Annotated in this window: 7 protein-coding genes; 3 read left to right on the top strand and 4 right to left on the bottom strand. The window is 52.6% G+C overall.

All coding sequences use genetic code 11. From position 1 onward, the window contains the following. Positions 1–105: 105 nt before the first annotated feature. Together QZ383_RS00185 and QZ383_RS00180 are read left to right on the top strand one after the other, a co-directional pair. Positions 106–1,926, top strand: coding sequence for a DUF6538 domain-containing protein (locus QZ383_RS00185; RefSeq protein WP_291442053.1), 1,821 nt, complete (start codon positions 106–108; stop codon positions 1,924–1,926). 47 nt (positions 1,927–1,973) lie between these two features. Continuing rightward, the gene (locus QZ383_RS00180) at positions 1,974–4,397 is read left to right on the top strand and encodes an AAA family ATPase (RefSeq protein WP_291442051.1); all 2,424 of its coding nucleotides are present in this window, start codon (positions 1,974–1,976) and stop codon (positions 4,395–4,397) included. A gap of 1,207 nt (positions 4,398–5,604) precedes the next feature. Here QZ383_RS00180 and QZ383_RS00175 read toward each other — a convergent pair. The 4 genes from QZ383_RS00175 to QZ383_RS00160 all read right to left on the bottom strand — a co-directional run bounded on the left by QZ383_RS00175 (position 5,605) and on the right by QZ383_RS00160 (position 10,481). Beyond that, complete coding sequence (locus tag QZ383_RS00175) at positions 5,605–8,424, bottom strand: DUF927 domain-containing protein (RefSeq protein WP_291442049.1); 2,820 nt, start codon at positions 8,422–8,424, stop codon at positions 5,605–5,607. A gap of 131 nt (positions 8,425–8,555) precedes the next feature. Continuing rightward, positions 8,556–8,789: a hypothetical protein gene (locus QZ383_RS00170; RefSeq protein ID WP_240824156.1), complete on the bottom strand. Its 234-nt coding sequence runs from the start codon at positions 8,787–8,789 to the stop codon at positions 8,556–8,558. A gap of 229 nt (positions 8,790–9,018) precedes the next feature. Further along, positions 9,019–9,651, bottom strand: a complete 633-nt coding sequence (locus QZ383_RS00165; RefSeq protein ID WP_291442046.1) for a hypothetical protein — start codon at positions 9,649–9,651, stop codon at positions 9,019–9,021. 293 nt (positions 9,652–9,944) lie between these two features. Beyond that, on the bottom strand, positions 9,945–10,481 hold the full coding sequence (locus QZ383_RS00160) for a helix-turn-helix transcriptional regulator (RefSeq protein ID WP_291442044.1): 537 nt from the start codon (positions 10,479–10,481) through the stop codon (positions 9,945–9,947). Positions 10,482–10,636: 155 nt separating this feature from the next. Between QZ383_RS00160 and QZ383_RS00155 the strand changes: the two genes are divergently transcribed. Next, entirely contained in the window at positions 10,637–13,999 is a 3,363-nt protein-coding gene (locus QZ383_RS00155; protein WP_291442042.1) for an autotransporter domain-containing protein, read from the top strand. Positions 14,000–14,194 lie beyond the last annotated feature (195 nt).

Below are 14,194 nucleotides of genomic sequence, written 5' to 3'. Positions count from 1 at the left end.
CCAGACCAAAACCCGCCCTTGGGAGCTTATGGGGTCAAAGCGCGGGGTCAAAGGCACGACAAAATTGGGCGCAAGCCCGTTTTGACGTTGCCAGGAGAAAACCCCATGCCTCACCTTCTTCCTGCCCTTTCCAACCTTGTGCCTGCCGTCGCCAGCAACCAGGATGATGACAAAAAGTCAGCCCCTGCGTATCTTTATTGCAAAAGAAAAATCTACTATTTTCGATATGCCTTCCCCGCCAACCTGCGAAAATCACTTGGGCGGGCCGAGCTGCGCGTGAGCCTGCAAACGTCCTACCTGAGGATTGCGCGATTTCGCGCCCGCATGCTGTCCGCAGAAATTGGCAATATGATTCTTGAGGGGTTTATGCTGGACTATAAGGAAATACGCCGCCGCATGAATATCCTGCTCCAGCGCTTGCTGGAGCAGGACCACGCAGATCTTTCAGAGCGTAAAAACATCTCTGTGGGAAAGCTCAACATCACGTACGACCAGCTCAGGACGTCTCAAATCGAACTACTCTTGCACTGTAATTCACCACAATTGCTTGAGCAGATTGCGCCAGAATGCATTGTTGACTTGCTTCGTTCCGGTGCTTTCACACGAAATGAGCTTGCAGGGGAAAACTATCTGCAAATAGTGAAAGCATACAAAGAGATGCAGATCACCAGGCATCGCATCGACATTGCCCGCACCAAAGGCGATTTTTTGATGGAAGAAGAAGTCATGGGGCGCGATTTTGGCAAGTTACCTTGCGACACCTCATGCACAGCACAGGAGCCACCTGCTTTGCTGGAGGTGCCTACGCACGTTCACCAGCAGCAGACGGGAGGAATCCTTTATTCTGAAGCCATGGAACGGTACATCGGCCAGAAACTTCAGGACGGTGAATGGCGTGAGCACAGCGTGAGGGACCACCGGGGACGCCTGGAAGAATTTCTGACCATTATTGGCGACAAGCCTATCAAGGACATCACCCGTTTGGACATGCGGCATTTTCGCGAAACATTGAGAAAGCTCCCACCTAACCGCTCACGAATTAAAGCATTCAGAGATAAAAGCATCCAGGAGCTGCTCGACCTGAAAGTTCAAGACACGTTGAGTGTCACAACAGTCAACATTCTTGTAGAAGCCGTTGGAAGCATGCTTGCGTGGTATGTGCGCGAGGGGCTATTGGACGCCAACCCGGCAACCCATCTTCAGATCAAGGACAGCCGCCAAGCTATTGAACTGCGTCAGGCGTTCTCCGCCGACGAGCTCACAAAAATCTTTGCGCATCCCAAATTCGCGAGAAAGGAATTCAAATCCCCCTCTTATTACTGGATCCCTCTGATTGCCCTTTTCACTGGCATGCGCCTCGAAGAAATCGCTCAGCTTCACTGTGCCGACATCTATGAAAGCCAGACAAAGGGAATCTGGGTCATTGATATCAACAGCAACGGCCTTGATGAACTTGGCAGGCCAAAACTGCTGAAGAACAAAAATGCACGCAGAATTGTCCCCATCCATTCAGACCTTATACAGATGGGCCTGTTAGACTATCATACTGAAATTGCCAAGAATAAACATATCAGGCTATTCCCTGAGCTGAAGAAATCGGAAGGCGCGGTCAAGTTTGGCAAACAGCCTGGCAAGCAGTTCAAGGCTGTTGTGACAGCAACGTTGGGCGAGGCTTCTGGCAAAACCTTCCATTCGCTTCGCCACACCTTTGCTGATTTTTTCAAGCAACGTGGTTTGCAAAACGACTATTTTCGGCAGGTCTTCGGGCATGAATTGCCCATGCTTGCCGCAAAGCAGTATGGGGAAAAGTTCTCTCCAGCAACCCTCAACTCAGAAGTGATTGAAAAGCTTGTGTACGATGCAAAGATAACCTCTGAATGTGAATATCTTTCACAGAAAATCAGCAACCAGCACAAAGCACAATGAAAATCAATGTTGCATCGTGACTAAAATTTCTTCAGCAAGAGAAGTATATGAAAGGAAATCAGCAGCTTTCCCCTAATGGCCTGAAATATCTCATTAGGAAATGGACCCCTCTTCCGTCACCCAGCAACCCCAAAAACCTCATCCGGTTGGCAGGGAATGATTCATTATCCCCTGCGTTTAATGAGACGCTCGGCAAAATGAACACCACCAACATCTACGGTCTGGACGACAATCTAATCAAGGTGGCTGTTTTCGAGGCTCTTCTTGAGATGGAGGCGTCACACCAATACCTATTAGGTGGCAATAGAGCACTCCTCGCTATCGAAAACATTAATGTTTGTTCTCCACATGAAAAAATCAGTGTTTCTTTTAAACTTACTCATAGTAGCAAGCTACTTTATCGACTTAACTTCGGGGACTACATCGAAGGAACATGGGTGGAGCTTCTCTGTAAAGTCTTTAACCTGCCAAAATTAGACGCGATAGCTACTCTCGCAGATATTCTAAAAATATCTCATGAAAAAATTTTTCAGCTTTCCAGCGAGAGACACTCTGCTGAATTGAATGGGAGATCGCGGCCAACCGATGACATACCTAACGTTCTTTATCTGTCTGGACTTCCGGCTGGATCGTCTTGCGCTGAGTTGGTAGAGAAAAGGTACGTCTACGGCAATGCTAATCAGAGAATCGGAGCCATTCTGCGTTATCGGTTGAATGGGAATGACTTCTGTCTTCCTGCTACAGTTGGTAATAATGTACTTTGTATGGGAAAATTCAAACCAACAGCTCACTTTCTTAACCAGCACCTTATAGACCAGCACCTATTCGCTCCTGTCATTTTTTTTCAGGACATGCGCACAGCCCTTGCATTCGAGCGCAGACTTGAAAAAATCGTAGGCCATAAGCCCGAAGAGTTCATCGTGACAGCCCATCTCGGGAATGACCTCACAGTGCTCCCTTGGAATTATTTCCACGGGCGTAAGGTTGTATTTATCCCTGCACCGACAAAAGAGTGCATGGCGATGATCAATCCGTATAAAGAGTATATAATGGGCGGGCAGGCTAATGATTTCCAGATCTATCCTGGCTTTCTGCTGCACTCACAGCCATGCGGTGACCTGACAAACCATGCAGGGGACGTTACCGATGCAGAGGCTAAGCTGCTGCGTAGGACTGTGTGGCTTGGCACTGTTAAGGACCCCGATCAGTTCGCGGCACAATTAATCGAGGAAGCCATTCCCTATAAAAAATTCAAGGGGTTGTGGGAGAGGCTGGGTATTTTCAAAGCGCCCAATGAACAGAGCAATTGCAACGAGGACTCTTCGTTCAACTCTTTGTCTCTATTTCAACCCGACACCGGCTTGACGAAGCCACTGAAGACATGCGTCAAGGATGTTACCACCGAGGAAATCTTTTTACCAGGTGGCTTCACCATGCTGCATGGCTTGAAGGATTCCGGGAAAAGCCTCATCTGCCTTTCGGCTGCCAAGGCTATCATCAGCGGTGGAAAGTTGTTTGAGTTTTTCACTACTGGGGAATCCAGAAATATTCTGTATTTGGACAGCGAAACGCCGAAAGATCTTCTTGCAGTACGACTTAGTCAGCTCGGCCTTGTTGCAGAGATTGGCAATAGCCTATTTCTGCTCTCAAAGTTTGACCTCAAGGGCAACGACCTTCCCTTTTCCATTACGGACCAGAAATTCCGCGACAATGTGGAAAAAATCATGCGCGTGCATAACTGCGGCTATCTCGTACTGGACAATCTAACTTCCCTCATGGACGATGGCAGACTCTATAATTCCACCACCGTCAGTAAACTTTTTGCCGACTGGGTTGACAGCCTGACAAGACAAGGCCTCGGGGTGGTCATGGTCAGTCACACTCAAGAAGGCCCCAACGCGGGTACCTCCGCTGCAAAAGCACGAGGCTCTGAAGAGTTTTCAATTCGCGCCCACTCGGAAATCGTGCTGGTGCGGAGTACAGAAATTCTGGAAAAAAAGCTCGGTACGGAAGCAGTTCAGCATATGGCAGCCCAGGACGGCTTGACCGTTGGCGTATGTTTTAAGGTTTGCAAGGAAGCAGCCGTCCTTCAGAAAAAAACCTTCTGGTTGCATCTGCCGCTTAGAGCTCCGCGATGGAAATTTCTGACCGCTACCGGAGCAGATGGGAAAGAAATCGAAGTTGCCCAGGCATGCTCTAGGCCGGAACAAGATCTCACAATTCAGGACAAACCGTTGCTTGATGAACTTGAGATTGAGGATGTAGCGACCTCTAGTAAACTGTCCTCCGACGAAAAAGCGGTATACTACATGACCAAGGGTACAGGAACCGTTAAAACCGCAGATATCGCGCAAAAACTGGTTTGCTGTAAAAGAAAAGCTCGTATCATCACAAAAAGCCTAGAGGAGAAAGGCCTTCTTGAGCCTAATGAGGGCAAAGGCTCTCAGCAAGGTTACCGCTTAAAGGGTTAGCACATCTGCCTTACCCATTTTTATAGCGCGTGACTTTCGAGTCACGCGCTTTTTTTTGTGTCCCTCCCCATAACAGTCTTGCATATTTGCTTGGCCTGACGCGGTGTCATGCCGAAAGCAGCTATGTTCCTGCATCTGCCTGCAAGCACCTTCTGCATTTGGCACGAAGTTTGATACAAAGCTAGCCTCGTTCCTGCATTGGCCCCTGTTTACCGTGAAGAGCTCCTGCATTTTTACCTGCAGTGATCACGAAAGACAGCCTGCATGCAGGAACAAAAAAAGTCATTGTTAAATATTTAAGCATGTTAAACTAGCAACTATTTTCCCATGAGCGGACAAAAAAGGCGTCGCAGCCAGGCGAAGCCTCGTCGATCGATGATGCCGTCTGCCCATGACTCTAATGGAGGGCAGGTACCTTTTCGCGCCCAGTTGCAACGCAGCCAAATGGCAGCGACAAAGGCCATTGCTCCGTTCATGGCCATACAGACCGCTCACTCCGATGATTGCCAAGTATGCCTGCTCAATGCGCCAAGAAAAGCCCCGTGCCCTTCCGGCTGCGAATTTGTGGCTGGCACAAAACATGGTCGAATTTAGATCCCTGAAAGCCTTAAGACCTCGATACTCAGTTCTCACCGCACAGGATGACACTGCGCCGCACAAATGCCCTTGTGCGGAATTTTTACACCCCCCCCTGTGTTCTTCAGGTGTTTTGAGTTTCCGCACAACCGCACAACCGCACAAACCCAAAATGCGCTTTTTAGTTTGTACATACTGGAGAAATCGAAAGCGGATGTTCAAGCTCCTCTACGCCTGTAACAACAACCACAGCGGTGAAGCGTCATCTCCCTCCATCCAACTGCACCGGTTAGCAGCTTCAGAGCTGAAGAATTGGCAAGACTTGAACAGCATTATGCATAAAGTTGGCTATGGTTCCCTATTGCATTCTGATCTGAAGATTACCGCACGCAAGTTACCTTAGAGAGGCCCGGCATAAACTCTACCATGCCGGGCCTTTTCGTTGTCCATATTAGCTGCAACCGTTTTCGCAGCATAGATGAATTCTGCTCTTGGCTAACCCATATTACCATTTTTGCAACATGGTAAAAATCGCTGTGCGGTCTGTGCGTTTGTGCGGAGCCTGAAACCCCAGCAATATACAGTTATCTCAGGCTAGAAACCGCACAAACCCTTCTGTGCGCCGCACAGGTTAAAAATCGTCACCAAAACTCATGTTCACATTTGCTTCAGGGGACAGCGACTTACCCCGCCCGGCTTCACCGTCCCAGGCGGACAGAATAAAGCCGTAACCGCGAACGTTGTGCCCCTTGATCCACTTTGTGGTCACAAGGTTACCTTTGTCATTCATCAGGAGCCAGCCCTGCTGCCTCATGTGGTCTAATAATTCGTGTTTATTAACGCCCTTGGCGAGATCGTTAAACGTAGGGATGTTCATGAAAAACGTCTGTTCCCCCTTGTCCTCCCACCTGTAGCCCGCAAGATCGCGCATACTCTCTCCCAGACTGTCCACCTCAACAAAGCGGCTCCTGCCGTGACGCGCAATGAAATCCTTAAACCGCTCAAGCGCCTTCATGATTTCCAGATTGCCGATGCCACCACGTCCATCAAGCCAGACTTTAAACCATTCTGCCACAGCATCACTTGATTCTTCAGGCGTCCAGGGCAGGATGTCATGTTGGGTGGCAAACATACCTGCAGCGGCTATCAGGCCAAACTTAACTGCAACACGGCGAACCTGGCCACATGAACCGTCAGGGCAGCATTCCTTGGCGAACATTTCAATGTGTTCTTTGATTTCAGCGATATTCGCATCCAGTTCATTACTATTGGCACCGCACAAGGCCCTAAGGAAAGCTCTCAAGGGTGTTCCATAGTAACGTTTGGCTGCTTTTTTAAGATGTTCGCTCAATTCCGCAGCACTTTCAAAATCATGCAAGCTGGAATAGGCGTTCTTGCCCTTTCCACCGTCGATGGGAAGATTGACAACGCGGACGCTCTGCCCAGACATGGCCCGGAGTTTTCCAGTTTCTTCAATCTTTTCATCAATCGTCTGTTCACCCGTAGATAAAAGCTGAATCAGCCAATGATAAGCTTTGCGCGGGGTGGAGTCCGACCGCATGCGTTGCTTGCCTTGACCGTTGAACAGCATGTACATCAACTTGTACAGAGCCTCGGCGGTGGCCTCGCCAGATTCGTCCATCACCAGCAGACCATCATTATGCTGTACCGCCGTATATTCTCCGGCATTCGCCGTAGTGTTCCACTGGCGAATATACCCCTTGTCAGCGTTGCCACCGCAAAGGCTACCAGCCAACAGCGCCAAAGTTGTCTTGCCAGTAGACGATGGGCCGAAGAGATGCAGCCCTCCCCCTTCCACCTCGCAGGAACGCAGAAGTGGACCGGTTAATGCAAATGCCGCAACCAGCATCAACAGAGTATTACCCAAACAATAGCGGCCAACGTGTTCCTGCCACTCTGCAAGATCACCAACGCAATTGAACAGTCCGTTTTCCTGCGTATAGTTGATCTCTTCGTTCCCGCCTTCGCCAAAAATTTCATCTGGAAGAACATACCGGTTGCGATGCCAACCCAGCCGCTCAACGTTGATGAAGACCTTGTCCGTAGCAGCAAGGCGGAGATAATCCATGACAAACTTCCCCATCTTTCCGCCGGTCAGCTCAAGGCCATTATCGCAAAGCAAAGCTAATACATTATCGCACCTTCCAACACAGTCCCTCATGGGAATATTCAGTTTGTTGGCCTTGCCATCAGGTGTCACCAATTCCACCAATCTTGCCCAGCCAGTTCCGTCCGTATTGCGCATCCTGCCGAGAATTTTCATTGGGCTGCACACTTTGAAACCATCGTCTTCCAGCATGCCACGGGAAGAGGAATAGTACAGACCATCTGTTTTCAGGCTAAACGATTCAGCCACAACTACCGCATCGCTCTGACGTTTACGCTCAAGCTCAAGTGGAATACGAACCTTGCAACGAGGGGTACACTGAAAGATTTTCTGAATTTCCTCACAGGTGGCTGGATACCCCTTATTCAAGGCATGCAGGAACTTGTTGCGAGTATTTTGCGCTGAGTATCCTGGGTAATGCCTGCTGTATTCCTGCGCCAGATCAAGCCCTTTTTCACCCAGAGGCGCCAGCACCCTCATCATCATAAACCATTCAGGCTCGCTGAGTGTTGCGGCATTTTCGCGACAGTGGTGCATAAACTGGCATGCTGAAAGCGACTGGAGGTTGTAGCTACGAGGATCCAGCGATTGCCAGTTCATCAGGGCGTAATCAAAAAGAGCTGTCATTCCCGTTGTAGAGGGAGATACCAACGGGATTAAATTTGCCCTTGGTTCCCGCGTAAGATCTAGCAGGTAGTCAACATCCCACTCAAAAAACTCTTCTTCGCTAACCTGCACCTTGTAGCGCCCGTCAGGTCGCCTGACATTGGGAGCGCGAAGTAGATGTCCCTTGCCCATGCAGTACATACTGGTGTCTACGAGGTCGCCGATAGTTTTTCCCTTGAGTGTACCGGGTACAAATTCACCCAGCGCCAGCATTCCGAGCCTCTGGTTATGCGATGTTTGAGAAAAATGCTTTTCAAGCATCTTGAGGTGTAATCTGGGCAGAAAGGGATGGCCATTTTCACCGCCAAACATTTCAGCCGGAATGCGGATATGTACTCCCTTGCTACCGCTCATGAAGTATTCAAGCATGGCAGGGTTAAAGCCATCATAAGCATGGGTACAATCCGTGATCAGCATCCGAGCCGCAATCACTGCTAGAAACGGCGCTTCCTTGCAGTCGATGTCCAGCCACAGGTCACCGAAGCGTAAAGGTTCAGCCTTGCCCTTCTCTGGTTCAAAGTCAAAGCTCATGGTCGTGAACGCCTTGCAGCCTTCATCAAGTGCCTGTGAACGAGACTCTCGAGTGTCCTCGATAAACTGCCAGGGGCCACTACCGGGCCCGGGGATACCAGCGTATACAAATCTGCTCTTGTCCATAGAAAACTTTCCTTTCGGGGTGATACGTGTTGAATAAATCCCAAACGGGAAAACAACTGCCGCATATAATAGAAGAGGGGCACGAATTTCTTCATGCCCCGATTGCTGAATTGCCTCAGGTGCTATGCTGTTTATTGCTGGACGTACTGCCGAAGCCATTGCAGGAAACTTCGACGCTCATAGCATACTTTCTTTCTGATGCGTATTTTGACCCACGGCCCGTTGCCTGCCGCATCAAGATTTGAAAGAGTTTTGGCCCTCATCAGTCCTCCCATCTGCCGGGCCGCTTCTTCACGGGAAAACACCGGTGGGAGATTCTTCTCTAATTGCTCAAAGATTGCAGTTTCAGATGCATGTGTGTCCATGACTTAATATCCTCCAGTAATTTTGCATACTATATCGGCATGGAATAGCCTGATCTGGTAATTAATTACGGAGTCAGAACCACGTTGCGGCGAAGCGAGTAAAGGATATCCGCATGGGATAAAATCCTTGCGGAATCGATAGGCGCTGGTTCGCAGTAAGGATGGATGTTTGACTTTGACAGGGGGAATCATGGCAGAATGACTACCATGAATGTGCATTAAATTGGCGTCAGGGCTTACCAGGAGAGTAATCATAACCCCAGTAACGTTGCCACGGCCCGCCATGCTGCACGCCTGAAATAACAACGCAACTTTCTGGTTGGTTCACTGCCCTGCAGAACCCCTCGCTGATTTCCGGGGGCATAACCGCGTCAGTATTGCTGCTTAAATGCCTCTGGGGCAAGTGCTGCAGCGATGGAGCCACCGCCATAGGGTTCAAAGATTCTGCAAGCTGGCTCACACCCTGCAGGTCTGCCCAAGTTTCAGTATCAAGATTGCCCGCAACCGTGCCCAGAAAGGCCACATCCCCCCTCGTGGCAGCAAGTAGTGCCGCAGCCCCGCCACCGCCAGAAAACCCGACCAGAATAATCTGCTCTGCCCCGCATGCAGCCTTGGCTTGGGTAATGGCCGCATCAAGGCTGTTAATTACCTCCGGCCCAAGCCGCGCTGACGTCCAGTAGCGCTTTGAACACTGCCGCCTATCCTCGCCCTGAACATATTGGCATGGTCGCGCCAGATAAAGCACGGGATCCGCCCCCGGATCAGCCATAGCCAGGCGCAGGGCAACAGGATTGCGCGGCGTGGGGTCTGCAGATGGCCGGGTGCGAGACTCCCAGGCGTGTCCGTCGCCTTCAATATACACGCGCAAAATTTTTGAGTCAGACGATAAGCCGGGACGAAGCAAGCCGCACAAAGTAAACAGCTTCGTTGAGAAGAGGCGCTCGGAAAATCCCTGCTCTTGCGCAAGAGCACTGGCTTTTTGCCGAGGCGAGGAAGCGCAGGCAGATAAAAGGCACAGAGTAACGCCCAGAGCACAGCACAGCCACGTACCTGCGTATTTTCTGCTGGTTTTACTTGTGCATCCTTTTGTGTCTGCCATGTCCTGCCACTAGCACAGGAACATCCAGTTGACCATATCTCCGCGGCCCGCCGCAATTACTCCTTGGGGAGCGCGGCTGAGGCATGATGCAGCTGATCAAAAAACTCGCGGATATCCACACCCGTTGCCGCCACTAGGGCAAGAGCAGACATCACGCCAGGCTCTTGCTGCCCTTTTTCCACCGCATTGACATTGCGCAGGTTATAACCCGCGCTTTTTGCCATGGCGGTCTGCGACATGCCGACGGCCAGCCGTGCCTGAGCCAGTAACGGACCAAATATGCTCTTCAGCCCCTCAACTGCCCCCAGTGGCTGGTAATTCACGCTCACCCTCTGGGCTGGCGATAAGACCCCATCGCCAGCTTCGCCGACGGCTTCTTCAAAAAGAGTTTCAAAAAAATCCCCCGGGGCCGCATCAACTGCGACCACCATGCGTAGCGCGAGCAGCACACCAGGCTGGCGCGAGCCATCCTCAATGCGTTGAATGTTACGCGTGTGGTACTGCAGACGCATGGATACCGTCCACTGCGATATTCCTCGTTGCTGACGCTCCAGCCTAAAAGCCGGTCCGAATGGGCATGATTTTTCTTGCATGATGCAAGATTTGAATGAAATGCGGCACATTCGCTAGTAGGGTATTGACCGACGGCTAATTTTACATAATCCTCACAACGGGAAGAACAAAGTTGCTCCAGCTTCCGCGAAGGAAGCCGGTTGGACACAACCAGACAATTTCTGAGGAGGATTGCATGCGATTTACACAAGGTGCCCTGGGTATGCTCATGCAGCGCTACAGGGGAATTCTGAAAAAATGTCACATGCTCAATGTGCTTGGCGGAGTGGCAATTAGCGCATTTTTGATGGGAAGTGCTGGCATGGCAGTTGCCGCTGCGCCCATCGCCATCAGCGACACGCATCAGGTAGCGGACGGTGCGGCAGAGACCTACACCACAATTGACGTGAACAATGGCGGCATACTGGCCATCGCGCGCAACGCCAAGGTGAGCGGGTCAGACGTAACCGTTAACACCGGCGGCACACTGACTTCTGCGAAGAATCTGCACTTCGGCTCTTTCAGCCCAGAGCCGGGCACGGGTCTGCTTGGTAGTAGCCTCACCCTGGACGGTGGCACTGTTAGCGCCCAGCACATGGGGCTGGCCCCCAGCGGAACGGCAACCCTGAAAAAAGGCATGCTCACGCTGAATTCGCTGGACATGCGCAATGGCACATTTGCCTTTAATGTTGCAGGCGGCGACAGCGCCACTCTCACACTGCTTGGCACCACCGATGGCACGGACTTTCTTCAGGGAACAAGCCTCAGCGTTGGTACGGGCAACAACGTTTTTCTGGGGGCAGATTCCGGCCCCGGCGGCAACCAGACATCCACCACATCTCTGGCTGTAAGCGGCGGTTCGCTACAGGTTGGGCACGGCAACTGGCAAACTGGCGACCTGACCCAGACCGGCGGGCAGGCCAAGATCAGCGGCAACGCGGTGCTGACAGTGAACAACCTCGACCAGACCGGCGGCCTGCTGACTGTGGGCGGCACCACCAATTCCGGCAAACTTGTGGTCAATGGCAGTGTGGCCAATGCAGCCTATGCTGCCGGTTCCACGGGCGTGGCAGTGACGGGTACGGGCACCTTGCAGGTGAAGTATGATGAACTGGTCAACGCCACGGGCGATGACTTCAAAGACTCTGCCACCCAGCACGCCGTGAATGTTGCCAATGGTGGCACCCTGCTGCTGAATGGCTATGTCGGTTCAGGCATGACGCTGGCTGAATTCAAAACTTTGTCAGACAAGCTCTTGGCTGCTGGCAGCACGGGTACAGTACAGGGCATCACGGTGAGCACTTCCGGCGCATCATTGCAGGATGTGGGCGATGCCCGTCTTGCCACGCCCACTGCCGTCATAAACGGCAGCGGAGGACTCACTTCCGGGGCCGCAACGGTTGGCGGCATCACTGGCGCAACCACTGTCAGCGGCAACGCAGCTTTGACCCTTACTGGGCAGGCTTCAGGTAATGTTCTGGCAGACAGCGGCGTCACGCTCAACGGCGGTATACTGACGTTGGGCAATCCTGCGGGCGGCTCAACCGGCGGCACACTACAGGGCGGTATTGATGCCTCCACAGGCACCAATACTATCAATGTGATCAACGGCACGCATACCGTTGCCGGTGGCCTCACTGGCAACGCAACCACTACGGTTGCCGTGGGCAGCAGCTCCGGCAGCGGCACCCTTGTTGCCACCGGCGTCAGCATGAATGGTGGCCAGCTCAACTTTGACCCGCCTTTCGCTGCCGCTGGTGACACTTCAAACGCCTCCATGGGCGGTTTGACCTTCACCGCCAATACCCTGGATGCCCTGATGACCGTGGGCCAGAACAGCATGGTGTCTCTGGGCAGCACAGATGCCGAATGGCTGCGCACAGAAGTGCTGCGTTATCAGAGTGACGGAAAGGGCCTGTGGGGGCAGGACATAACGGCGGCGCTCGCCTTGCGCACGCCGCAGACGCTGAGCACCGCAGGCGGCATCAATGTGGATGGAACATGGGTCACGGGCGGCGCGGCCGCCACTGCCAACACCGCTCATTTTGCCGATAAATCTCTGCTTGTGGTGGACGCTACGGGCATCGGCAGCGGCGTGGCCCTTTCAGGTGAAGCCGGGGGCACCAGCACCCTTACTGTGGATTCCGGTGCAAAATTGCACATCGTGGGCGGTCAGGACGGAGAAACGCTGAACGTCACTGGCGGCTTTGGCGCTTCCACAAAGGATGCTGCCAGCTGGACAGGCAGCAACCTGACCACAAGCACCGCTCTGCTTTCCGCCACGGGCGGCACGTTTGATACGGCCAATGGCGCATACAGCGTGTCCCTTAAGGCCAATGCGGCGTCTTCGTCCTTCCCCATGTTGTCGAACAGCATGGGGGCACTGGTAGATCGCATGGTGGTTCAGACCGGGGTAAATCCGAATTCGCCCAACGCGGGCGTGCGCTTCATCTCCCGCGCCATGAGCGATAATTACATCGGCACGACAGACCGCGACAAGGCCGCCGCAACTGTTGAAGGTGCGGCCCAGATGGCTGCTGTAGGTGCCGTGCAGGGCAGCACCCTGAGTGCTGCGACTGCGGCCTCCGGTGCGGTGCTCAACCGCACATCAATGACGTCGCCGCGTACAGACATGAGCCAAGCCGTGGCCGTGAGGCAAGATACGGACGGCAGCCTCAGCCTTGATTCCGGGCTCAGTGCCGGTGACGGCCTTAAAAACGGCCTTGGAATTTGGATCATGCCGCTCTACCAGTCCAACAATGTTTGGGGCATGAAGGCGGAGAACTTCAAAACCGGCTACAACAGCAGTCTTGGCGGCATTGCCCTGGGTGCGGATTACACCATCAACGACATGTTCCGCTTCGGTGCCGCGTTCAACGTCGGTGCCGGGTACGCAAAATCCAACGGCGATTTCAACAGCACGGACAATCGCTTCAACTTCTGGGGCGTGAGCCTTTACGGCGGCTGGGTGTACAACAACTTCGGTCTTTCTGCCGATGTGGGCTATACCGGCAACTACAGTAAGGTGGAGCAGGATATGCCCGCCTCCATGCAGATGAGCGACCTCAAGGCCGACGTCACCAGCCATGCCTGGAATACGGGCCTTAAGGCGGAATACAAATTCAACGCCGGTGCGCTGGATATTATTCCGCATGTGGGGGTGCGCTATCTGGGCCTTGTGACCGATGGCTATGACGTGAAGAGCGGCGGCACCGTCTTTGAGGTGGACGAGAGCACGCAGTCCATTTGGACATTCCCCGTAGGCGTGAGCTTTGCCAAAACCTTTGAAACCGAGAGCGGCTGGCAGATCAAGCCGCAGCTTGATCTGGGCGTTATCCCGGCGGCGGGAGACGTAAAGGCCAGGAGCAAGGCCCGCGTTCCCGGTGTGGACAGCCAGGCCGAAATGAAAATGCAGGTGGTGGATTACGCCACCTTTGACGGCGGCTTGGGCTTTGAGCTTGGCAAGGGCGACTTTACCCTTGGGCTGACCTATAATCTGCAGGCATCGGAACTCCGCACTGGGCATGGCGTGTTTGGTTCGCTGCGGTATGAGTTTTAAAGTCGGTTTGGTTGAATAATTGAGGGACTGAGTAGAGAGGGCCGGGGATTTCCCCGGCCCTCTTCATTATGATTGGCTATTTTCTAATGAACGGGGACAAGCCTTCACTGATTGGCAAGCACAATCCAGCGCACGGTGACGCGAAGCCAGCTTGACCGATAGAACCAAATTCAGCACTTATTTGGCAAAAGGAGC

This window comes from Desulfovibrio sp. (genome assembly GCF_019422935.1).
Lineage (GTDB): Bacteria > Desulfobacterota > Desulfovibrionia > Desulfovibrionales > Desulfovibrionaceae > Desulfovibrio.
The sequence above is the reverse complement of the archived record's forward strand: the minus strand, read 5'-3'. Positions and strand labels throughout refer to the sequence as shown.